The sequence below is a fragment of the Streptococcus marmotae genome (assembly GCF_001623565.1).
Taxonomy (GTDB): domain Bacteria; phylum Bacillota; class Bacilli; order Lactobacillales; family Streptococcaceae; genus Streptococcus; species Streptococcus marmotae.
Window position 1 is genome coordinate 293,060 of record NZ_CP015196.1, and the last position, 22,034, is coordinate 315,093.

Here is a 22,034-nt window from a genome sequence, read left to right on the forward strand (position 1 = left end):
GTGTGAAAAAGATAAGGCTTCCTAGAGTCTGCGGGCTCTTCGTCAGACTTCCTATTTTCACTTTGTGCTTTATACGCCCTCGTATCTTATGAAGGAATAGGACAAGGCAAGGAGCTGTAGATAGAGCTGGCGTTAATTGAGGATTACTCCATAATCCCTATTTCCAACCTTCAACAGTCTACTGGACTATTGAAGCAAAGCGACTGAATACTCAATGAAAATCAAAAATAACTATTTTATCTTATAAATATCTACTCTTTAAGAAAATGGATTGAGCGAAGTGAGCAATTGAAACTCCAAGGGAGGTCGCTTGCGTCCGCACTAATTAAGAAAGTATCCCAAAGTGCTAACTTTGATTTTAATTGAGTATCAATTGTGGAACCTAGTCAGATTTTGATTTTTATAGAGTATAAATATAAATCAGCAAAAAAACGCATTCGATTTCCTCGAGTGCGTTTTAAAATGTTGCTTCCACACGGTAAATGACTTGGCCTTTTTGAGAGAATTTTTCTTCATACTCAGTCATAACATTACCTTCCATGTCACTAGCATGTAAATCGAGCCACACGCCATTTAAGGTCATGCCATACTGCGAAAAACTCACGAGGCTATATTCGAATAATCCACGATTATCCGTCTTAAACTGAATCTCACCCTTCTCTGGCAGAATCTCCTTATAAGTATCCAAAAAACTTTTATAGGTCAAACGACGTTTTTCATGGCGTTTTTTGGGCCAAGGATCAGAAAAATTGAGGTACAGACGATCAATTTCTGCTGGTGCAAAATAATTGGTCAAACTCGATCCGTCCACCTGCAATAATTTGATATTGGGTAAACCCGCTTCGACGACACGATCCAAGGCATAGCTTAGTACCGTCATCTGAATATCAATCCCAATATAGTTAATTTCTGGATTCTGAGCTGCCATTCCTGTGATGAAACGCCCTTTCCCCGAACCAACTTCGATATGAATAGGGTTATCATTTCCAAAAATACTTGCCCATTTTCCTTTACAATCCTCAGGTGTCAAGATGACATATTGAGGATATGCTGCTAGCATGTCGCTAGCTCCTTTCCGATTTCTTACTCTCATACTTCCTTATAATAGCTCTTACGGAAATACCGCAAAGCATAAATTTCTTTATTTGCCGCCTCCATGTCATAACTTTCGACATGCTTGGCTATCTGATTCAAATAGCCTAGTTGGCCATACCAGTAAATTTTATTTAACACTGTTTGATTGTACTTGTATCCATAGCTTCTGAGCCACTCTTCCCATGATTGTCTTGGAATATAGTGGGTCAACAAGTAAGCCACATCGAGCATTCGATCTGTCACACAAGCTGTTTCCCAGTCTGTTAGATAAATTAAGCCACTCGTTGTTTCTACCCAGTTGGTATGATGCAAATCACCATGTACAAATGTAGCGGTATCCCTACGAAAACGTGGAAGATGGCTTAATAACTCGCTGCAAATCGATTGGAGATAACTATTTTTAGCCAGACGAGCTGGTGCTTCTTGCTGCCACTTACGGACTAAATCCTGCGGTTCTTGATAAGTGTAATTTAGCTGTAAGGCCTGGTTGAGCAACATTTTTGAATAGTGCATCCGAACTAATATTTGCTGAACCTGCTTACCTCCCATATCCAAACGAGTAAGAGGATGTCCATTTAACCACTCTTGCTCAACACGTTGTCCTACTCCGACTTCACGATTGGCAGAAAGGACAGGCGGTGTAATATGTTCGTGTGCTAAAACGGAAACAATCGGTGGCATTTCGTACTTGACAAAAACAGGTGTCCCATCAGCTCGCATACCCTTAAATGCTTTACCACTATTTCCTGCGATAGACTGCAGACGAAGTCCGCTTGTATCAAATTGCATGCCATTCTCCTTTTAAAAATTCTTTACTATTTTACTAGTTTTCAATCTATTAGTCAATCAATTTCTTTGATTTCATTTCCAAATAAAAATGAAGCAAAAAGATTCCCGCTCCTACTATTAAGAAAAGGTATACCTTGTCCGATAAAACGACCGCTCCTACCACTAGTTGTACTGTACTAATCATGTACAAAATCCGCTGAATCACCCGCTTAAAACTAAGCCATTTTTCCTGTTTAGGTAGAGGATAAAGTCTTGAAAGGTACTGGTAATTATAGACATGATAAAGAGGGAGTAGTTGAAACAGCAATAAATAGTCAAAAAGCACCGTTAAGGCAACTGCCAACCACGACTCTTGAATCAAAGAGAGGCTAGCTAGACTCAAGGCTAACAGTCTGAGACTAAGCCAGAAAAAATCGCCTGACCGTAAGAAGCCTCGAACAAAGAGATAATCCCATGTACTATCCTGCCTTTTCTTAACAAGATTTAAAACAACATCCAAATACTTCCGCCGCTTAACATCGCTACTGATACCCTTGACATGGGTAAAGAGAGAATAAAACTGTAAAATTCCCTGCTTACGCTTGATTTCGTGCTGAATTGCCTGATCCCAGTCCAAATTGCCCTGTTGCGAAACAAAGCGCGTTTGGTAAACTAACCAACCATATTTTCCAACAGATAAGAAGGATAGATAGAGAACAAACAGCCCTATTGACCAGCCGAATTTCAAATACAAGGGCAATAACAGCCCCTGTCCCACTACTTGAATACTTCCCCATAGGATCATCGCACGCAATCGAGCTGTCTTAATCTGCTGATGCAACGCCACTTCTTTAGGCAGCAAAAACTGACGATCCGCTGGCTCAATATAGGTCGCTATTCGACCCGCAAAAAAGAGCAAGACGGTGACGAGAACAGGCAAGATAGAAACACCCCAAGGATTGGCTGGAAAATGCTCTAAAAGTTCTCGGTATTGTAAGGCCAGAAAACCAAGCAAAACCATTAAAACCAGAACAAAATGATCATTTAAAACATAGCGAAGGTATTTGAGACAGCGCTGATTGAACTCTAGCCTCCGTTCTTGAAAGAGTTCTTTCATACCTGCTCTCCTTCTTTAGTAAGAGCAAGATACAATTCATTCAAGCTAGCTTCTTTTCGACCAAATTCTGCCTGTAAGGTTGCTAAATCTCCCTGTGCACGTACCTGTCCTTGGTGTAAGATGACAAAGCGATCACACATTTTTTCAGCTGAATCAAGAACATGGGTAGACATCAAAATGGATGTTCCTTTAGCTTTTTCTTCTTCTAATAAACGGATCAAATCATCAATTGCCACCGGATCCAAGCCCAAAAACGGCTCATCCACAATCAACAAACTAGGATTGACCATAAAAGCACAGATAATCATGACCTTTTGCTTCATTCCTTTAGAAAAATTCACCGGAAACCAGTCCAGTTTTTCATCCAAGCGAAAGAGTTTGAGCAATTTTTGCGCGCGAGAAAGGGCCTGTTCGACATCCAAATCATAGGCCATGGCCACCACTTCCAAATGCTCTTTTAAGGTCAGCTCTTCATAGAGGCTGGGTGTTTCTGGAATAAAACCGATCTTTTTCCGATAGGCTTGTGGATCCGACTGAAGGCTCTCTCCGTCAATCAAAATCTGTCCTTTGTATGGTGATAAGAGACCGATAATCTCTTTAATTGTCGTCGATTTTCCTGCACCATTAAGGCCAATCAAACCGACCAATTCTCCATCTGCTACTTGAAAGGAAATATCTTTCAAAACAGGAATATTGACATAACCACCTGTTACATTTTTTACTTCTAACATACATTTTTTCCTATAATTTGATATACTTATTATAACAGAATTTTGAAAAAGAGGTTTACTTTATGTCAGATTGTATTTTTTGTAGCATCATTGCGCGCGACATTCCTTCGTCTGTTATCTATGAAGATGAAAACATCCTTGCTTTTTTAGACATTACTCAAGTAACAAAAGGACATACCTTGGTTGTACCAAAACAACATTTCCGCAATCTACTTGAAATGGACGAAACAGCAAGTGGTGCCCTATTTGCCAAGATTCCCATAATTGCGAAGCGCCTCAAAGATACCCTCGGAGCAACTGGCGTTAATCTAATTAGTAATATGGAAACGTCTGCCGGCCAGACAGTTTTTCATACCCATATCCACCTCTTACCTCGCTTTGATGAGCAAGACGGACTGCACATTGCCTTTGAGACCAAGGAACCTGATTTTTCAGCCTTAGCTCAACTAGCCGATCAATTACGTTTGGAGAAATTATGAAACTTACACATCTCATCGCTGCAGGAACAGCTGCTACCCTCTCCTATCTAGCGGTCAAAAACCGTGATAAGATTCTTCAGGAAATGACAGAGACTACGGATCTGATCCATCGTATGCAGGACAACTATCAAACAATCCAAGATAGCCTCACCCTCATCCAATCCTATCAGAAACCTGTACAGGAAATGGCAGAAGAAATCCAATACAAGGTAAACGTCTACCAACAAAGCATTGCTGGTAATTTGAATGAAATTCAGAAAATAAAAGAAAAGTATCTAGCAGAATAGGCAACTAAATAAAAGAATCTACAATTAGTGGTGGGGAAGACTCTAACAAGAGAATTTTCTCCACTTTTTTTCTATGGAATGGAGTAGGCTACATGAGTCGAATAGGATTCCTTTTAATAAATGAGATGAACAGTAATAAAAATAGATAGTCTATGCCTGAGCCATCTAAAAGCAGCAAAAATACTAACTTTGATTTTCATTGAGTATAGACATAAATCACCTGCCACACACTTTGAAGTATAAAAAAAAGAGAGACAACTTGTTGATCTCTCCCTAAAATCTCCCTTTTCTCCAATCCATCACGGTTGAGATTAAATCTGAGTTTTTTTAATCCAATCGCTCTTCCTTTGCTAAGTATGGTAACAAAACCTGCCATTCCGGCTGAGTTTGCCAATCTGGCTCTGAAACAATCTGTGCGGCTACACGTCTTGCCTCTTCTAAAATCGCATAGTCTTCTATAATGTTTGCTACTTGAAACTCTGGTAAGCCCGATTGACGTGTTCCAAAAATTTCACCTGAACCTCGCATTTTTAAATCTTCCTCTGCCAAGACAAAACCATCTGTCGTCTCTGTCATGATCCGCATGCGATCCTTACCGGAATCTGTTTTAGGATTGGCAACTAAGATGGCATACGATTGCTTTTCACCACGACCAACTCGCCCTCTTAATTGGTGTAGTTGGCTTAATCCAAATCGGTCTGCATCCATGATGAGCATAACCGTCGCATTTGGTACGTTCACTCCCACTTCGATGACCGTTGTGGAAACTAGAATATCAGTTTGACCTGCTTTAAAGGTCTGCATAACCGCTTCTTTCTCGTCATTTTTCATCTGACCATGCAGTAAGGCAACGCTTGCCTTTTCCTTAAAATGAGCAGTCAATTCCTCTTCCAAGGCAATTGCATTTTTCAAATCCAGTGCTTCTGATTCTTCGATAAGAGGCGAAATGACATAAACCTGTTCTCCCTTGCGTAATTCTTTTTCCAACCAGTCAAGTACAACAGGAAACTGCTCGTGCTTTACCCAGCGAGTCACAATTGGCTTACGTCCTGCAGGAAGCTGATTGATAATCGATACATCCATATCACCAAAAGAAGTAATTGCAAGCGTTCTTGGAATCGGTGTTGCCGTCATCATCAACACATCTGGATTCACTCCTTTTCCACGCAATAAACGACGTTGATGAACCCCAAATCGGTGTTGCTCATCTGTAACGACAAGGCCTAGACGATGATAATGGACCCCATCCTGAATTAAGGCATGCGTTCCTACAATCATGTCCACTTGTCCTGACTCAATTGCTGCTAACGCTGCTCTACGTGGTGCTGCTCGCATGCCACCTGTTAATAGTGCAATCGACAAATCTGGAAACAATTGGGTCAAACTTTCAAAATGCTGTTCCGCCAAAATTTCAGTCGGAACCATCATTGCTGCCTGCATGCCAGCTGTATAGGCTGCATACATCGCTAAAGCTGCGACAACTGTTTTTCCAGAGCCAACATCGCCCTGTAAGAGACGATTCATATGCCCCCTAGACTGCATGTCTCTTAAAATTTCATGTAATGCTTTTTCTTGAGCTTCTGTTAAGTTAAATGGCAAGGAAGCTATTTTTTCTTCTACTTCAAGAGGCTTATAGGCAATCGAAACGCCATCTGCCATGACCTTATTCGCTACCTTTAGCTGCTGCAAACGCAGTTGAAAGTAAAACAATTCCTCAAACTTGATACGACGCAGGGCCTGTTTGTATTCTGCTAGATCTTTTGGAAAATGCATGGCCCTTACTGCCTGCTTTCGCTCCACTAAACGATACCGTTCTAAAAGAGAAGGCGGAAGATTTTCCTTCAATAAATAATCGTAGCCCTTGTCAAATACCGCTTTTACTAATTTCACTACACTAGCCTGCGAAACTCCTTGTGTGACGTGATAAATGGGCTGTAATTCATCCTCGCGCTGTGCAACCAACTTCATACCAGTTAAGCTAGCCTTGGCCTTATCCCATTTCCCCCAGACGGCAAGTTCTTGCCCTACTTCAATTCGATCAGCTAAATATGGCTGATTAAAAAAAGAGACCACAATGACTACATCACCCTGCTTAAGAGAAAAACGAAGCTTATTGCGTTTAAAGCCATAATATTGAACAGTTGGCGACGTCAGAACAGTACCCGAAATCAAAGCTTTTTCTCCATCCTCCAATTCCAATACCGAACGAGCGGCAAAATCATCATAACGAAAGGGATAATAACACAGTACATCCTCTACTGTCTCTAATCCTAATTGTTGCAATTTTGCAGCTGACTTTTCACCCACACCAGGCAGAACTGTTATTCTATCTTCTAATCTCATCATACACTAATTATACTATTTTCAACCAGTATTTGCTAGATGAATCAATACTATAGCCACGACAAACGCATTAAGAAAATCATTCGTTGAAAAAGTTGTGAAACAGCAAAACGCCTACTTTGATAACCTTATTTTAAAAAAATAGAAAGTTCTAAAATGAAGTTAGCCACTCAATGGTATGAAAAAACATCTCAGAGAGATATAATTGTAATCACCACAACAACAATTAGAAAGACTCTGAGATGCAACACTATTATACACCAAAAAGAAGACATTTGACACTAGCTGAGCGTAGAATGATTGAACGTTGGCTTCAAGAAGGGTTCTCAAATCGTGAAATCGCTAGAAGATTAGAAAAAGCTCCTCAAACTATTCACAACGAAGTCAAACGTGGTCAGGTTAGACAACAAGTGCGTAAAGGAAAATTTGAAATAATCTACTCAGCTGACTTCGCTCAAGAAGCCTATCAAAACAATCGTAAACATTCTGTGAAGCAGGTGAATAGGTTACACTAAACTAGACAAAAATTATAAAGTGTTCTACACTGAACTAAAGAAAAGAGGAATCCCTTATGTCTAGAAAACCACGTCGTCACTTCACCGATGATTTCAAAAAACAAATCGTTGACCTTTACCAAGCAGGGAAAAAGCGTAGTGAGCTCATCAGAGAATATGAGCTAACCCCTTCAACCTTCGATAAGTGGGTGAAACAATCCAAAACAACTGGATCGTTTAAGACCGTTGATAACCTTACTGCTGAACAGCGCGAGCTGATTGCCCTCAGAAAACGAAACAAAGAGCTTGAAATGCAGGTTGACATCTTAAAGCAAGCAGCGGTGATTATGGCGCAAAAAGGGAAGTAATCACCGCTAATAAAGATAAATACAAAATTGTAGACATGTGCCGTTGCTTAAATATCCCGCGTTCTAGCTATTATTACAAAGCCGTTGAACCTGTATCTGAAGCAGAGATTGAAGGAAAGGTTAGAAACATTTTCTCTGAAAGCAAGTCCAGATACGGGGCTAGGAAAATCAAGAAATGCCTGGAAGCTGAAGGCATCTGCTTGTCTCTCCGACGGATTCGGCGCATCATGAAGCGCCTAAATTTGGTCTCTGTTTACCAGAAAGCTGTCTTCAAGCCTCGTTCTAAAGGGAAGAACGAAGCTCCCATTCCTAATCTCTTAGATCGACAATTCGACCAACACAAGCCTTTAGAAGCCCTTGTCACGGACTTGACCTATGTTCGTATAGACCAGCGTTGGGCTTACGTTTGCCTCATCATCGACCTCTTTAATCGAGAAATCATTGGCCTGTCAGTCGGTTGGCAGAAGACCGCAGATCTGGTAAAGCAAGCAATTCAGAGTATCCCTTATGCTTTAACCAAGGTCAATCTTTTTCATTCTGACCGTGGCAAGGAGTTCGATAATCAGCTGATTGATGAGATGCTAGTGGCCTTTGGTATCACCCGTTCTCTTAGTCAAGCTGGTTGCCCTTATGACAATGCCGTGGCTGAAAGCACCTACCGTGCTTTCAAGATTGAGTTTGTTTATCAAGAACAATTTTCAACACTGGAAGAACTGGCCATCAAGACAAGAGACTATGTCCACTGGTGGAACCATCATCGTATTCACGGTAGTCTCAATTACCAAACTCCCATAGCTAAGCGAGGTATCGCTTAAGAAAAACACTTTATAAGACTGTACAGAAAACTGTTGCCTTTTCAAGGCTTCCCTAACCAAGGAACTCAAAGAAAAGATTCTTCACTACATCAAACAGAAATACTCTCCTGAGATGATGGTAAAAGCAAAAGGGGTATCTGCTCCCATCTCCACCATTTACTACTGGATTCATCATGGACACTTAGGGTTGACCAAGGCGGACACGCTTTATCCTCGCAAAGAGAAAGTGAAGAAAAAGCAAGCGAGTCCCAACTTTAAGCCGACTGGAAAATCGATTGAGGAACGACCAGAAAGCATTAATCAGCGTGAGAATGTTGGTGATGTTGAAATTGATACGGTTATTCAAACACGGGCAAAAAACGAGTGTCTGTTGACTCTAACTGATAGAAAGAGTCGTTATCAAATCATCCGACTTATTCCCGATAAGTCCGCGTCTTCAGTCAATCAAGCTCTGAAAATGATCCTCAGAGAGTATCAAATTAACTCAATCACAGCTGATAACGGGCCTGAATTCAGTCGCTTGGCAGATGTCTTTGATCCTGAGAACATTTATTATGCCCATCCTTATTCCTCTTGGGAGAGAGGAATTAATGAGAATCATAATAGACTCATCAGGCGTTGGTTGCCTAAGGGAAGTAAAAATGCGACGCAACAACAAGTCACATTTATTGAAAACTGGATTAACAATATAGGTGCACAATAAAAAAACTCATAAGATTTTCTAGTAAAATAGAGTTAAACGAACATCTTACAGAAGGAAATCTTATGAGCTACCATCATTTTACCATAGAAGAGCGAGAAAGTATTCTAATTTATCGTACACAGGGATTAAATTTGTCTGAAATAGGAACCTTACTGAATCGCCATCCATCTAGTATCAGCCGAGAATTGCGTCGTCATTCCAAAAATGAAAGTTATTTCCCTAGTGCGGCACAAGCATCCTACCATGTCTCCAAATCACACTATGGACATGTTTAGCACCTACTACAAATTGGCTAGCCCCTTCGCCCTCCAATTTCTAAGCTCAGGCTGAAACAGTCTATTCCCAGACTATTTCACTCCCTTACGCTAAAATTGTTCTTGATCGCTTCCACATTGTGCAACATCTCAGCCGTGCTATGAACCGTGTCCGTACCCAAATCATGAATGCTTTTGACCGCAAATCGCATGAATACAAGACGCTCAAACGCTACTGGAAACCTCGCTTTTTTATTTCTGGGCTCGGGCTAAATCAGTCCACTGGACTGATTTACTCCAACAGGATAGTCGAAAACTCAGTGATAAGCGGTTCTATCGCCCTACTTTTCGCATGCATTTGACCAATAAGGAAATCTTAGACAAGCTCCTATCCTACTCAGATGAGTTACGACAACATTATGAACTCTATCAACTTCTTTTATTCCATTTCCAAGAGAAGAATTCAGATCATTTCTTTGACCTAATTGAGCAAGAAATAGCCACTGTTAACCCTATTTTCCAGACGGTATTTAAGACGTTTCTAAAGGATAAGGACAAAGTTTTAAACGCCTTGGAATTACCTTATTCCAACGCTAAATTGGAAGCTACCAACAATCTTATCAAAGTCATTAAACGAAATGCCTTTGGATTTCGGAAGATGAAAACTTCAAAAAGCGGATTTTGATTGCCATCAATATCAAAAAAGAGAAGACCAACTTGGTCCTCTCTAGATGTTAGCTGACATCTACCCACTACAGTTGACAAAGAGCTAAAATTTTTCAATATATATATCGTTTATTAGACGGTTACTTTTAATAACTTTAAATCAAAAAATCTTATTGTTTTGAATATCAAATCGGGAAGACAGGATTCGAACCTGCGACCCCTTGGTCCCAAACCAAGTACTCTACCAAGCTGAGCTACTTCCCGTATTACCTACTGTAAAAATAAATCTCCCCTAATGAAACCCATTAAGCGAGCCCATGCACCCTAGAGGAGTCGAACCTCTAACCGCCTGATTCGTAGTCAGGTACTCTATCCAGTTGAGCTAAGGGTGCCTATCTTGAATGCCGAGGACCGGAATCGAACCGGTACGGTGTTAACCACCGCAGGATTTTAAGTCCTGTGCGTCTGCCAGTTCCGCCACCCCGGCCTCTTCAAGCGAACGACGGGATTCGAACCCGCGACCCCCACCTTGGCAAGGTGGTGTTCTACCACTGAACTACGTTCGCATTTATCCCTCTATGCCGGCTACATGACTTGAACACGCGACCCTCTGATTACAAATCAGATGCTCTACCAACTGAGCTAAGCCGGCTTATTTCTTATTTATGCGGGTTAAGGGACTTGAACCCCCACGCCCGAAAGCGCCAGATCCTAAATCTGGTGCGTCTGCCAATTCCGCCAAACCCGCAATGACCCGTGCTGGGCTCGAACCAGCGACCCTTTGATTAAAAGTCAAATGCTCTACCAACTGAGCTAACGAGTCTACGGTCCCGACGGGAATCGAACCCGCGATCTTCGCCGTGACAGGGCGACGTGATAACCGCTACACTACGGGACCTTCTACGTTCTAAACGTATGGGAGTTAACGGGATCGAACCGCTGACCCTCTGCTTGTAAGGCAGATGCTCTCCCAGCTGAGCTAAACTCCCTCTCTAGCTAAGCGACTACCATATCTCACAGGGGGCAACCCCCAACTACTTCCGGCGTTCTAGGGCTTAACTACTGTGTTCGGCATGGGTACAGGTGTATCTCCTAGGCTATCGTCACTTAACTATCTTCTGAGTATTTACACACTCAAAATTGAATATCATATCAATTCGTCACAAGTCTTCCTTACGCTGTAAGCTCGTTGAATCTTTTTTTCTTTGGATAAGTCCTCGAGCGATTAGTATTGGTCCGCTCCATTGCTCACACAACTTCCACTCCCAACCTATCTACCTGATCTTCTCTCAGGGCTCTTACTAACTGAACGTTATGGGAAATCTCATCTTGAGGTGGGTTTCACACTTAGATGCTTTCAGCGTTTATCCCTTCCCTACATAGCTACCCAGCGATGCCTCTGGCGAGACAACTGGTACACCAGCGGTAAGTCCACTCTGGTCCTCTCGTACTAGGAGCAGATCCTCTCAAATTTCCTACGCCCGCGACGGATAGGGACCGAACTGTCTCACGACGTTCTGAACCCAGCTCGCGTGCCGCTTTAATGGGCGAACAGCCCAACCCTTGGGACCGACTACAGCCCCAGGATGCGACGAGCCGACATCGAGGTGCCAAACCTCCCCGTCGATGTGAACTCTTGGGGGAGATAAGCCTGTTATCCCCAGGGTAGCTTTTATCCGTTGAGCGATGGCCCTTCCATGCGGAACCACCGGATCACTAAGCCCGACTTTCGTCCCTGCTCGAGTTGTTGCTCTCGCAGTCAAGCTCCCTTATACCTTTACACTCTACGATTGATTTCCAACCAATCTGAGGGAACCTTTGGGCGCCTCCGTTACCTTTTAGGAGGCGACCGCCCCAGTCAAACTGCCCGTCAGACACTGTCTCCGATAGGGATCACCTATCCGGGTTAGAGTGGCCATAACACAAGGGTAGTATCCCAACAACGCCTCCATCGAAACTGGCGTCCCGATCTCTTAGGCTCCTACCTATCCTGTACATGTGGTACAGACACTCAATATCAAACTGCAGTAAAGCTCCATGGGGTCTTTCCGTCCTGTCGCGGGTAACCTGCATCTTCACAGGTACTAAAATTTCACCGAGTCTCTCGTTGAGACAGTGCCCAAATCATTACGCCTTTCGTGCGGGTCGGAACTTACCCGACAAGGAATTTCGCTACCTTAGGACCGTTATAGTTACGGCCGCCGTTTACTGGGGCTTCAATTCAGATCTTCGCGTTACCGCTAAACCCTCCTCTTAACCTTCCAGCACCGGGCAGGCGTCACCCCCTATACATCATCTTACGATTTAGCAGAGAGCTGTGTTTTTGATAAACAGTTGCTTGGGCCTATTCACTGCGGCTCAGTCTAACTGAGCACCCCTTCTCCCGAAGTTACGGGGTCATTTTGCCGAGTTCCTTAACGAGAGTTCTCTCGCTCACCTGAGGCTACTCGCCTCGACTACCTGTGTCGGTTTGCGGTACGGGTAGAGTATGATACATCGCTAGAAGCTTTTCTTGGCAGTGTGACATCACTCACTTCGCTACTATACTTCGCTCCCCATCACAGCTCAACGTTATAGGTATAAGCATTTGACTCATACCACGCCTTACTGCTTGGCCGGACTCTTCCAGTCGTCCGGTTGAGTTAGCCTACTGCGTCCCTCCATCACTTCATACTCTAGTACAGGAATATCAACCTGTTGGCCATCGGATACACCTTTCGGTCTCTCCTTAGGTCCCGACTAACCCAGGGCGGACGAGCCTTCCCCTGGAAACCTTAGTCTTACGGTGGATGGGATTCTCACCCATCTTTCGCTACTCATACCGGCATTCTCACTTCTATGCGTTCCAGCGCTCCTCACGGTACACCTTCGCCACACATAGAACGCTCTCCTACCATACCTATATTTAGGTATCCACAGCTTCGGTAAATTGTTTTAGCCCCGGTACATTTTCGGCGCAGGGTCACTCGACTAGTGAGCTATTACGCACTCTTTGAATGAATAGCTGCTTCTAAGCTAACATCCTAGTTGTCTGTGCAACCCCACATCCTTTTCCACTTAACAATTATTTTGGGACCTTAGCTGGTGGTCTGGGCTGTTTCCCTTTCGACTACGGATCTTAGCACTCGCAGTCTGACTGCCGATTATATCTCGTTGGCATTCGGAGTTTATCTGAGATTGGTAATCCGAGATGGACCCCTCACCCAAACAGTGCTCTACCTCCAAGAGACTTAACATCGACGCTAGCCCTAAAGCTATTTCGGAGAGAACCAGCTATCTCCAAGTTCGTTTGGAATTTCTCCGCTACCCACAAGTCATCCAAGCACTTTTCAACGTGCCCTGGTTCGGTCCTCCAGTGCGTTTTACCGCACCTTCAACCTGCTCATGGGTAGGTCACATGGTTTCGGGTCTATAACATGATACTAATTCGCCCTATTCAGACTCGGTTTCCCTACGGCTCCGTCTCTTCAACTTAACCTCGCATCATATCATAACTCGCCGGTTCATTCTACAAAAGGCACGCTCTCACCCATTAACGGGCTCGAACTTGTTGTAGGCACACGGTTTCAGGTTCTATTTCACTCCCCTCCCGGGGTGCTTTTCACCTTTCCCTCACGGTACTGGTTCACTATCGGTCACTAGGGAGTATTTAGGGTTGGGAGATGGTCCTCCCAGATTCCGACGGGATTTCGCGTGTCCCGCCGTACTCAGGATTCTGCTAGGTACAGACTCTGTTTCGAATACGAGGCTTTTACTCTCTTTGGCTCTACTTCCCAGTAGATTCTTCTACAAAATCTGAGTCCACATTGCAGTCCTACAACCCCGAAGAGTAAACTCTTCGGTTTGCCCTCCTGCCGTTTCGCTCGCCGCTACTCAGGCAATCGCTTTTGCTTTCTCTTCCTGCAGCTACTTAGATGTTTCAGTTCACTGCGTCTTCCTTCGCATGACCTTAACAGTCATGGATAACATGCATTACATGTTGGGTTCCCCCATTCGGACATCCCTGGATCATCGCTTACTTACAGCTCCCCAAGGCATTTCGTCGTTAGTCACGTCCTTCTTCGGCTCCTAGTGCCAAGGCATCCACCGTGCGCCCTTATTAACTTAACCTTATTTTTAACCTAATTCTTTCAAATTAGAAAACTCATTAATTCACAGCGTTTTCGGTTTATTTTCTTGTTACTATTTGATATAGATATTCAATTTTCAATGTGCAAATCTCTACAACTATTTCCAGTTGTATGGAGCCTAGCGGGATCGAACCGCTGACCTCCTGCGTGCAAAGCAGGCGCTCTCCCAGCTGAGCTAAGGCCCCACAAGACCTCTCAAAATTAAAGAAGACTACGTACAGAGTTCCGTTTCCTTAGAAAGGAGGTGATCCAGCCGCACCTTCCGATACGGCTACCTTGTTACGACTTCACCCCAATCATCTATCCCACCTTAGGCGGCTGGCTCCTAAAAGGTTACCTCACCGACTTCGGGTGTTACAAACTCTCGTGGTGTGACGGGCGGTGTGTACAAGGCCCGGGAACGTATTCACCGCGGCGTGCTGATCCGCGATTACTAGCGATTCCGACTTCATGTAGGCGAGTTGCAGCCTACAATCCGAACTGAGACTGGCTTTAAGAGATTAGCTTGCCGTCACCGACTTGCGACTCGTTGTACCAGCCATTGTAGCACGTGTGTAGCCCAGGTCATAAGGGGCATGATGATTTGACGTCATCCCCACCTTCCTCCGGTTTATTACCGGCAGTCTCGCTAGAGTGCCCAACTCAATGATGGCAACTAACAATAAGGGTTGCGCTCGTTGCGGGACTTAACCCAACATCTCACGACACGAGCTGACGACAACCATGCACCACCTGTCACCTCTGTCCCGAAGGAAAACTCTATCTCTAGAGCGATCAGAGGGATGTCAAGACCTGGTAAGGTTCTTCGCGTTGCTTCGAATTAAACCACATGCTCCACCGCTTGTGCGGGCCCCCGTCAATTCCTTTGAGTTTCAACCTTGCGGTCGTACTCCCCAGGCGGAGTGCTTAATGCGTTAGCTACGGCACTGAATCCCGGAAAGGACCCAACACCTAGCACTCATCGTTTACGGCGTGGACTACCAGGGTATCTAATCCTGTTCGCTCCCCACGCTTTCGAGACTCAGCGTCAGTTACAGACCAGAGAGCCGCTTTCGCCACCGGTGTTCCTCCATATATCTACGCATTTCACCGCTACACATGGAATTCCACTCCCCCCTTCTGCACTCAAGTTCGACAGTTTCAAAAGCATACTATGGTTGAGCCACAGCCTTTTACTTCTGACTTATCAAACCGCCTGCTCTCGCTTTACGCCCAATAAATCCGGACAACGCTCGGGACCTACGTATTACCGCGGCTGCTGGCACGTAGTTAGCCGTCCCTTTCTGGTAAGATACCGTCATACAATGGACTTTCCACTCCCATCGCTGTTCTTCTCTTACAACAGAGCTTTACGATCCGAAAACCTTCTTCACTCACGCGGCGTTGCTCGGTCAGGGTTGCCCCCATTGCCGAAGATTCCCTACTGCTGCCTCCCGTAGGAGTCTGGGCCGTGTCTCAGTCCCAGTGTGGCCGATCACCCTCTCAGGTCGGCTATGTATCGTCGCCTTGGTGAGCCGTTACCCCACCAACTAGCTAATACAACGCAGGTCCATCTGGTAGTGATGCAATTGCATCTTTTAAATGCTTACCATGCAGTTAGCACTCTTATGCGGTATTAGCTATCGTTTCCAATAGTTATCCCCCGCTACCAGGCAGGTTACCTACGCGTTACTCACCCGTTCGCAACTCCTCCGCTCGGTGCAAGCACCAAGCTTCAGCGTTCTACTTGCATGTATTAGGCACGCCGCCAGCGTTCGTCCTGAGCCAGGATCAAACTCTCATTAATAGTTTGAGTCTTCACTCATTCTGTTCACCGACAGATTTATTTCTTTTGTTCATTGACGGTTTATGTTTCCATAAACCACCCTGCACGTTTGGTTCGTCTTCTTTAATTTTCAAAGGTCTTGTCTGTCGCTCTCTCAAGCGACAACTATATCAGTATATCACTTCTTCAATTCCTTGTCAACACTTTTTTGAAACTTTTTTTAATTTTTTTCATCTTTTTTGTCTCTCCGGGAATTTTCCGTGGCTGTTCTGCGTCAGCTATCCTAATATACTACATTTGACCTTCGATTGTCAAGAACTTTTTTCTTTTTTTTTCTAATCTTCTAAATAGACCCGTAACTCGCGTAACATCTTCCGACGCCCTTTGAAGTTCCTCCCGCTTATGAGGAGTTCATATTGGCCAACTTCTTCTTCACTTAGTTGGGAACGATAGCTACTTAGTCTGTCGCGGAGACAGATTAACTCATCTGTAACTAAGCCGCCGCTCCCTAGCTTATGCGATACTTCTCCTATTTCCTCATAGCTCATCCGGTCAAACTTCCGTTTCTGGCTTTCTTGTTTCCGAATGATGTCTTTGATGTAATTGCGGAATTTTACTTTATAATACCGATATAAGCGACTAGGGTCCTCTTCTATCCCTGCCTCGCGCTCTAGTAAGCAATACAATATATACATCCCTTCTTGATCCCAGTCGCTGACCTCCCAGCTCTTAATATAGTATTCCTTCCGGGCTTTCACTACTATCGGGCGTACTTGTAAATAGAGTCTCTTAAAGTCCATCCTGCTTCTCCTTTCATTCTTCTATCTCTAATTTACCAAATCGATACAAGATAGAAAAGGACTTTTTTGTCCTATACAAATTTAGGGAAAAATGAGCCGAGCAAATCTACTGCAGAGATTATAGGGATTTTTAGTAACCGCACAATTACAAGGTGTATAAAAAACGTTTCAAAGTTTTGATTGTCTCTGGAATGTTTTTATATTTGCACTTTTCCTGAATATATTATCCTGCCGTAAATAAGCCTCTCGAATCCCCTTTTTAGCGAGCGTCGCCTCGTTCGGTAGATTGTCTAGAAGATAGGCCATATATTTCTCCGTATTGAGAGCAGGTCACTTAGCTGTCTCCACTAAACTCATGATAATGACAGATGCTTTAACTTCCTAAAAAATTTGAGAACTTCCATCTCATGACCAGAGACTTAATCGCCGTTTTGCTATTACTTATTCAAAATCAAAAATAGCGATTTTGTGGCTTTCTTAGATCCTTCGGATATAAACGGTCTACTGTTTATAATTGTTCATCTCATTTACTGAAAAAACTTCCCAATTGATTCACTTCGCCTACTCCATTTAATACTCTATATAAATCAAAATCTGATTATTCCACAATTGAGAATTGTGGAAGGCTGAAAATCGAACGAGCTTGGCTCGTCTCCACTGTGCCACTAGTTCTGACTAATGTTAGCTGAGGATTATGACATAATCCTTATTTCCAACCTTCAACAGTCCCCCGGACTGTTGAAGCAAGGTGAGGCAACAACATCAGACTTTGATTTTTGACGAGTATTATTCCTGCAATTTGTCGTCCTATTTAGAGACAAAAAGAGCCTCAATTGGCTCTTTTTACGTATTAGCCGACTGAACCTTCCATTTCATAAGCAATCAAGCGGTTGAGCTCAACTGCGTATTCCATTGGAAGTTCTTTGGTGAATGGCTCCACAAAGCCCATGACAATCATCTCTGTAGCTTCACCTTCTGACAGACCACGGCTCATGAGGTAGTAGAGTTGTTCTTCAGAAATCTTAGATACTTTAGCTTCGTGCTCCAAGGCCACTTGCGAATTGTGGATTTCATTGAAAGGAATGGTATCTGATTTTGAAATATCATCCATGATAATGGTATCACACTCGATATGGCTGACTGATTTTTTAGAATTCCGTGCAAAAGTGACTTGCCCACGGTAGTTTACCTCTCCACCACCTTTGGCAATGGATTTGGACACAATTGATGAGCTAGTATGCGGCGCATTATGAATCATCTTAGCACCTGTATCTTGGTGTTGTCCCGTATTAGCAAAAGCGATAGACAGCATGGTCCCACGCGCTCCTTCACCATCCAAGTAAACAGATGGATATTTCATGGTGGTTTTAGCCCCAAGGTTGCCATCAATCCACTCCACTGTCGCATCTTTCATCGCACGAGCACGTTTGGTAACAAGGTTATAGACATTGTCAGACCAGTTCTGAATTGTTGTATAGCGCATGTAGGCTCCATCAAGGGCAAAGATTTCAACAATCGCTGCATGCAAACTATCACTTGAATAGGTCGGCGCTGTACACCCTTCAACGTAATGCACACTTGCCCCCTCATCGACGATAATCAAGGTTCGCTCAAACTGTCCGGTACTTTCGTTATTGATTCGGAAATAAGTCTGCAAAGGAATATCACATTTGACACCTTTTGGCACATAGATAAAGGTTCCCCCAGACCATACTGCACTGTTTAGGGCAGCTAATTTATTATCCGTTGGTGGCACTAATTTGGCAAAATACTGCTTGAACAAATCAGGGTATTCTTTCAAAGCTGAATCGGTATCCGTAAAGATAATGCCCAACTTCTCAAATTCTTCTTTCATATTGTGGTAAACCACTTCTGATTCGTACTGAGCAGCAGCACCTGCAAGATAAGCACGTTCTGCTTCTGGAATTCCGATGCGTTCAAAAGTTTCCTTGATTTTCTCAGGCACCTCATCCCATGAACGAGCTGGTTTGTCAGATGCCTTTTGGTAGTAAATCAAGTCATCAAAATCAATCTCAGACAAGTCTGCTCCCCAGGTTTCAAGGGGCATTTTTTTGAAAGCCTCATACGATTTCAACCGAAATTCTAACATCCATTCTGGCTCGTTTTTCGCCGCAGATAAGGCTCGAATTACGTCTTCGTTCAATCCTTTTCCAGTTGACATAATAGGCTCTACATCATCATGAAAACCGAATTTGTATTCACCGAGGTCAATCGGTTTTGGTTCTACTCTTTCCTCTGTCATTCTTTCCTCCTCTATTTCTTTGAGATTTTTCTACTCTTCATTTAAGCCTTTTTTTAGTGCATTCCAGGCCAAGGTCGCACATTTTACTCGCTGTGGAAATTTAGCAACACCTGCTAGAAAGGCAGCATCTCCTAAGTCTTTTTGGCGTACATCTGTCTTTCCTTGAACCATTTCAGAAAAGACCTGGGCTAATTCCAGCACTTCTGTCTTCGTTTTTCCTAACACCAAATCTGTCATCATACTAGCTGAAGCGGTCGAAATGGTGCAACCTGCATTGACAAAGGCAATATCTTGAATGGTTTCACCAGTTTCATCTAATTGCAGCGACAAGTTAATCACATCGCCACAAGTGGGATTGTTCAAATCCACCTGATGAGCCCCAGCGATTTCCCCTTGATGATGAGGATGTTTGGAATGGTCTGCTACCACAGCCATATAAAGGCTCTCTAATTTAGAAAGTGCCATTGAAAAACTCCTTTGTCTTTTCCAGTGCTTCAAGCAATCGATCGCAGTCTTCCTTGGTATTATAAAGAGAAAAACTAGCACGAACCGTTGACTGCACACCCAAATAAGCTAGAAGCGGTTGAGCACAATGATGACCTGCTCGCACAGCTACTCCCTCATAGTCCAGTGCCGTTGCTACATCATGCGGATGCAATCCCTTTATATTAAACGAGATGACGCCTGAACGTTTTGCCAAGTCTGTCGGACCATAGATTTCAATCCCCTCCATGGTCTGTAATTTGGGAAATATATAGGCTAGCAAATCTGCTTCGTGTGCTGCAATGTCCTCCATCCCCACTTCTTCCAGATAGTCGATTGCCTTAGCTAGCCCAATCGCTCCTGCCATATTGGGCGTACCAGCTTCGAATTTCCAAGGTAATTCCTTCCACGTAGCAGATTGCTCATAAACAAAATCAATCATTTCTCCGCCAAATTCTACTGGTTCCATTTGGGAGAGCCATTTTTCTTTCCCATAGAGAACACCAATTCCTGTCGGACCCAGCATCTTATGACCTGAAAAAGCAAAGAAATCCACATCTAAATCCAATACATCAATAGACATGTGTGGAATGGACTGGGCTCCATCTACTACCATAATGGCATCAACTTCGTGCGCCAATCGAGTAATTTCTTTGATTGGATTGATGGTTCCTAGGACATTGGAGACATGGGCCAAAGAGACAAATCTTGTTTTTGGTGATAGTTTGGACTGCAAATCCTCCATATCTAAGAGCCCGTCTTTCAGATAGACATAGACCAACTTTGCTCCCGTCTTTCGACAAGCTTCTTGCCAGGGGATAATATTGGCATGGTGTTCCATAATGGAGATCAAGACCTCATCCTCTGGTTGCAAGATTTGGGCTGCAAAATGTGCCACCCAATTGAGACTTGTCGTAGTCCCTCTTGTAAAAAGTACTTCCTTGGTTGATTTGGCATGGATAAATTGTCGCACGCGCTCCCGTGCTGCCTCATAGCGGCTAGTCGCACGTTCCGCTAAGGTATGCACACCTCGGTGAACATTGGCATTATCCGTCTGGTAATAGTTTAGGATTTCTTCTAAAACAACTTGGGGTTTCTGCGTCGTTGCAGCATTGTCTAGATAGACCAAGGGCTCATCATGGACCAACTGGTCTAGGATTGGAAACTCTTTTTTGAGGGCATGGCTATCTACTGACATCTCTCTTACCTCTTGCTTAGCTTTTCTTCAATTCCGTCAATCATTTCATTACGGACTTCTTTTACAGGAATTTCCGTAATAACTGCTCCTAGGAAACCACGTACAACCAAACGTTCGGCTGTTGCTTTATCCAAACCACGGCTCATGAGATAGTACATGTCCTCTGGATCGACCTGTCCGATAGAAGCAGCGTGCCCTGCTGTAACATCATTTTCATCAATTAAAAGAATCGGATTGGCATCGCTTCGTGCCTGGTCAGACAGCATCAAGACCCGACTTTCTTGCTGGGCATCCGCTCCCTTAGCACCTTTAATAATGTGTCCAATTCCGTTGAAGGTCAGCGTTCCTTTTTCTAAAATCACCCCGTGTTGGAGGATATTTCCGATCGAATTGCGACCATAGTTGGTTACACGAGTATCAATCCCCTGCACTTGCTTGCCACTTGACAGTGCAACGACCTTCATATCTGCATGGCTGCCATCTCCATACAAATCACTATCAAAGTCAGCAATGACATTGCCTTCATTCATCACTCCAATCGCCCAGTCAATGCTGGCATTGTTTGCCAATGACCCACGACGACTCATATAGGTTGTTACATGCTGTCCCAAACGGTCAATCGCCGCAAATTTAATCTGACTGCCAGCTCCTGCAATGACTTCCACTGTGATATTGGCCGTTGCTTGCTTGCTACCATCTCCGATACTTTCAAAACGTTCTAAATAGTCTAACTTAGCATTCTTCCCTGTAATCACTAAAACATGCTTGTTAAACGGCACATCGCTTTCGCTATCTTGGTAGAAAATTCCTTCGACTGGCACCTTGATTTCGACATTGTCAGGGACATACAAGACCGATCCGCTATTAAAATAAGCGGTATGGTAGGCTGCAAGTTTGTCCTCATCATAGGCTACTGCCTTGGTAAAGTACTGCTCCATGACTTCTGGAATTTCTTCCAAAGCGGTGTAAAAATCTGTGAAAATCACGCCTGCCTCTGCCAATTCTGGAGACAATTGTTCAAAAACAGTCTGAGTTCCGACTTGAACTAACTTGGGATTATCACCTAAAGCTGTAAAATCAGGAACATTGCTCGTTGCTTCAGATTCTGTTATACTTCCATCTCCAAGATTCCAACGGTGGAATTTCACCCGTTCAATCTTTGGTAGATCTAATGTGTCTATTTTTTCAAAAGCTGCTTGCCGAAGATTACTCAACCAAGCTGGTTCTGCGTGTGCTTGTGAAAACAGTTTAATGGCTTCTTTGGTCATTATTTTC

At 43.7% G+C, this 22,034-nt stretch carries 13 protein-coding genes, 10 tRNA genes, 3 rRNA genes and 4 pseudogenes; 7 read left to right on the top strand and 23 right to left on the bottom strand.

Features of this window, described 5'->3' with window-relative positions:
• Nucleotides 1-457 precede the first annotated feature (457 nt).
• Genes trmB through A4H00_RS01450 form a run of 4 tightly spaced genes read right to left on the bottom strand, consistent with a single transcriptional unit; the run spans nt 458 to nt 3,711 of the window.
• The gene (gene trmB / locus A4H00_RS01435; RefSeq protein ID WP_067086440.1) at nt 458-1,093 is read right to left on the bottom strand and encodes a tRNA (guanosine(46)-N7)-methyltransferase TrmB; all 636 of its coding nucleotides are present in this window, start codon (nt 1,091-1,093) and stop codon (nt 458-460) included.
• Nucleotides 1,090-1,884 (bottom strand): cell cycle regulator CcrZ, encoded by a 795-nt coding sequence (gene ccrZ / locus A4H00_RS01440; protein WP_067086443.1) that lies wholly within the window; start codon nt 1,882-1,884, stop codon nt 1,090-1,092. The genes trmB and ccrZ overlap by 4 nt, the downstream gene beginning before the upstream one ends.
• Before the next feature lie 49 nt (nt 1,885-1,933).
• Entirely contained in the window at nt 1,934-2,980 is a 1,047-nt protein-coding gene (locus A4H00_RS01445) for an ABC transporter permease (protein WP_067086446.1), read from the bottom strand.
• Entirely contained in the window at nt 2,977-3,711 is a 735-nt protein-coding gene (locus A4H00_RS01450; RefSeq protein WP_067086448.1) for an ABC transporter ATP-binding protein, read from the bottom strand. The genes A4H00_RS01445 and A4H00_RS01450 overlap by 4 nt, the downstream gene beginning before the upstream one ends.
• A 62-nt stretch (nt 3,712-3,773) precedes the next feature.
• Here A4H00_RS01450 and A4H00_RS01455 point away from each other — a divergent pair, with 62 nt between their 5' ends.
• Nucleotides 3,774-4,190: an HIT family protein gene (locus A4H00_RS01455; RefSeq protein ID WP_067086450.1), complete on the top strand. Its 417-nt coding sequence runs from the start codon at nt 3,774-3,776 to the stop codon at nt 4,188-4,190.
• On the top strand, nt 4,187-4,477 hold the full coding sequence (locus A4H00_RS01460) for a chemotaxis protein (RefSeq protein WP_067086452.1): 291 nt from the start codon (nt 4,187-4,189) through the stop codon (nt 4,475-4,477). Before A4H00_RS01455 ends, A4H00_RS01460 begins: the two co-directional genes overlap by 4 nt.
• Before the next feature lie 327 nt (nt 4,478-4,804).
• Here the strand turns inward: A4H00_RS01460 and recG are convergent, their stop codons facing one another.
• Nucleotides 4,805-6,820 (bottom strand): ATP-dependent DNA helicase RecG, encoded by a 2,016-nt coding sequence (gene recG / locus A4H00_RS01465; RefSeq protein WP_067091366.1) that lies wholly within the window; start codon nt 6,818-6,820, stop codon nt 4,805-4,807.
• A gap of 242 nt (nt 6,821-7,062) precedes the next feature.
• Here recG and A4H00_RS01470 point away from each other — a divergent pair.
• The 5 genes and pseudogenes from A4H00_RS01470 to A4H00_RS01495 all read left to right on the top strand — a co-directional run.
• Nucleotides 7,063-7,320, top strand: a pseudogene (locus A4H00_RS01470) (helix-turn-helix domain-containing protein); the annotation flags it as partial.
• 71 nt (nt 7,321-7,391) lie between these two features.
• A protein-coding gene (locus tag A4H00_RS01480; RefSeq protein ID WP_099092148.1) for an IS3 family transposase occupies nt 7,392-8,497 on the top strand; the annotation gives its coding sequence in 2 pieces (ribosomal slippage) (nt 7,392-7,668 and nt 7,668-8,497; 1,107 coding nt in all).
• Nucleotides 8,498-8,540: 43 nt separating this feature from the next.
• Nucleotides 8,541-9,200 (top strand): annotated as a pseudogene (locus A4H00_RS01485) (IS30 family transposase); the annotation flags it as partial.
• Between the two features lie 62 nt (nt 9,201-9,262).
• Nucleotides 9,263-9,460: pseudogene (locus tag A4H00_RS11975) on the top strand (helix-turn-helix domain-containing protein); the annotation flags it as partial.
• 98 nt (nt 9,461-9,558) lie between these two features.
• A pseudogene (locus A4H00_RS01495) lies at nt 9,559-10,192 on the top strand (transposase); the annotation flags it as partial.
• 118 nt (nt 10,193-10,310) lie between these two features.
• Here the strand turns inward: A4H00_RS01495 and A4H00_RS01500 are convergent.
• The 18 genes from A4H00_RS01500 to sufD form a co-directional block, all read right to left on the bottom strand.
• Nucleotides 10,311-10,384, bottom strand: a tRNA-Pro gene (locus A4H00_RS01500).
• A 54-nt stretch (nt 10,385-10,438) separates the two neighbouring features.
• Nucleotides 10,439-10,512: transfer RNA gene (locus A4H00_RS01505), tRNA-Arg, on the bottom strand.
• A 10-nt stretch (nt 10,513-10,522) separates the two neighbouring features.
• Nucleotides 10,523-10,607, bottom strand: a tRNA-Leu gene (locus A4H00_RS01510).
• A 7-nt stretch (nt 10,608-10,614) separates the two neighbouring features.
• Nucleotides 10,615-10,686: transfer RNA gene (locus A4H00_RS01515), tRNA-Gly, on the bottom strand.
• A 13-nt stretch (nt 10,687-10,699) separates the two neighbouring features.
• Nucleotides 10,700-10,772, bottom strand: a tRNA-Thr gene (locus tag A4H00_RS01520).
• A 14-nt stretch (nt 10,773-10,786) separates the two neighbouring features.
• Nucleotides 10,787-10,868 (bottom strand) — tRNA-Leu (locus A4H00_RS01525).
• Nucleotides 10,869-10,870: 2 nt separating this feature from the next.
• Nucleotides 10,871-10,943: transfer RNA gene (locus tag A4H00_RS01530), tRNA-Lys, on the bottom strand.
• Nucleotides 10,944-10,945: 2 nt separating this feature from the next.
• Nucleotides 10,946-11,018 (bottom strand) — tRNA-Asp (locus tag A4H00_RS01535).
• A gap of 18 nt (nt 11,019-11,036) precedes the next feature.
• A tRNA-Val gene (locus A4H00_RS01540) sits at nt 11,037-11,109 on the bottom strand.
• Nucleotides 11,110-11,115: 6 nt separating this feature from the next.
• Nucleotides 11,116-11,231: ribosomal RNA gene (rrf, locus tag A4H00_RS01545) — 5S ribosomal RNA — on the bottom strand.
• A gap of 94 nt (nt 11,232-11,325) precedes the next feature.
• Nucleotides 11,326-14,230 (bottom strand): 23S ribosomal RNA (locus A4H00_RS01550).
• A gap of 132 nt (nt 14,231-14,362) precedes the next feature.
• Nucleotides 14,363-14,435 (bottom strand) — tRNA-Ala (locus tag A4H00_RS01555).
• A gap of 52 nt (nt 14,436-14,487) precedes the next feature.
• Nucleotides 14,488-16,036 (bottom strand): 16S ribosomal RNA (locus A4H00_RS01560).
• Together the 16S, 23S and 5S rRNA genes with 10 tRNA genes alongside form the textbook arrangement of a ribosomal RNA operon.
• Nucleotides 16,037-16,350: 314 nt before the next feature.
• Entirely contained in the window at nt 16,351-16,815 is a 465-nt protein-coding gene (locus A4H00_RS01565) for a transcriptional regulator (protein WP_067086464.1), read from the bottom strand.
• 850 nt (nt 16,816-17,665) lie between these two features.
• A complete protein-coding gene (gene sufB, locus A4H00_RS01570; protein ID WP_067086467.1) occupies nt 17,666-19,078 on the bottom strand; it encodes a Fe-S cluster assembly protein SufB in 1,413 nt (470 codons plus the stop codon).
• Between the two features lie 30 nt (nt 19,079-19,108).
• A complete protein-coding gene (sufU, locus tag A4H00_RS01575; RefSeq protein ID WP_067086470.1) occupies nt 19,109-19,543 on the bottom strand; it encodes a Fe-S cluster assembly sulfur transfer protein SufU in 435 nt (144 codons plus the stop codon).
• Nucleotides 19,530-20,759 carry a cysteine desulfurase gene (locus A4H00_RS01580; protein WP_067086471.1) on the bottom strand — a complete coding sequence of 410 codons (1,230 nt, stop codon included), beginning with the start codon at nt 20,757-20,759 and terminating at the stop codon, nt 19,530-19,532. The genes sufU and A4H00_RS01580 overlap by 14 nt, the downstream gene beginning before the upstream one ends.
• A gap of 5 nt (nt 20,760-20,764) precedes the next feature.
• On the bottom strand, nt 20,765-22,027 hold the full coding sequence (gene sufD, locus A4H00_RS01585) for a Fe-S cluster assembly protein SufD (RefSeq protein ID WP_067086474.1): 1,263 nt from the start codon (nt 22,025-22,027) through the stop codon (nt 20,765-20,767).
• Between the last annotated feature and the right edge of the window lie 7 nt (nt 22,028-22,034).

Excerpts from the sequence above, each read along its gene's own strand:
- trmB (WP_067086440.1), bottom strand. The coding sequence starts at position 1,093 with ATGAGAGTAAGAAATCGGAAAGGAGCTAGCGACATGCTAGCAGCATAT.
- ccrZ (WP_067086443.1), bottom strand. The coding sequence starts at position 1,884 with ATGCAATTTGATACAAGCGGACTTCGTCTGCAGTCTATCGCAGGAAAT.
- A4H00_RS01445 (WP_067086446.1), bottom strand. The coding sequence starts at position 2,980 with ATGAAAGAACTCTTTCAAGAACGGAGGCTAGAGTTCAATCAGCGCTGT.
- A4H00_RS01450 (WP_067086448.1), bottom strand. The coding sequence starts at position 3,711 with ATGTTAGAAGTAAAAAATGTAACAGGTGGTTATGTCAATATTCCTGTT.
- A4H00_RS01455 (WP_067086450.1), top strand. The coding sequence starts at position 3,774 with ATGTCAGATTGTATTTTTTGTAGCATCATTGCGCGCGACATTCCTTCG.
- A4H00_RS01460 (WP_067086452.1), top strand. The coding sequence starts at position 4,187 with ATGAAACTTACACATCTCATCGCTGCAGGAACAGCTGCTACCCTCTCC.
- recG (WP_067091366.1), bottom strand. The coding sequence starts at position 6,820 with ATGAGATTAGAAGATAGAATAACAGTTCTGCCTGGTGTGGGTGAAAAG.
- A4H00_RS01565 (WP_067086464.1), bottom strand. The coding sequence starts at position 16,815 with ATGGACTTTAAGAGACTCTATTTACAAGTACGCCCGATAGTAGTGAAA.
- sufB (WP_067086467.1), bottom strand. The coding sequence starts at position 19,078 with ATGACAGAGGAAAGAGTAGAACCAAAACCGATTGACCTCGGTGAATAC.
- sufU (WP_067086470.1), bottom strand. The coding sequence starts at position 19,543 with ATGGCACTTTCTAAATTAGAGAGCCTTTATATGGCTGTGGTAGCAGAC.
- A4H00_RS01580 (WP_067086471.1), bottom strand. The coding sequence starts at position 20,759 with ATGTCAGTAGATAGCCATGCCCTCAAAAAAGAGTTTCCAATCCTAGAC.
- sufD (WP_067086474.1), bottom strand. The coding sequence starts at position 22,027 with ATGACCAAAGAAGCCATTAAACTGTTTTCACAAGCACACGCAGAACCA.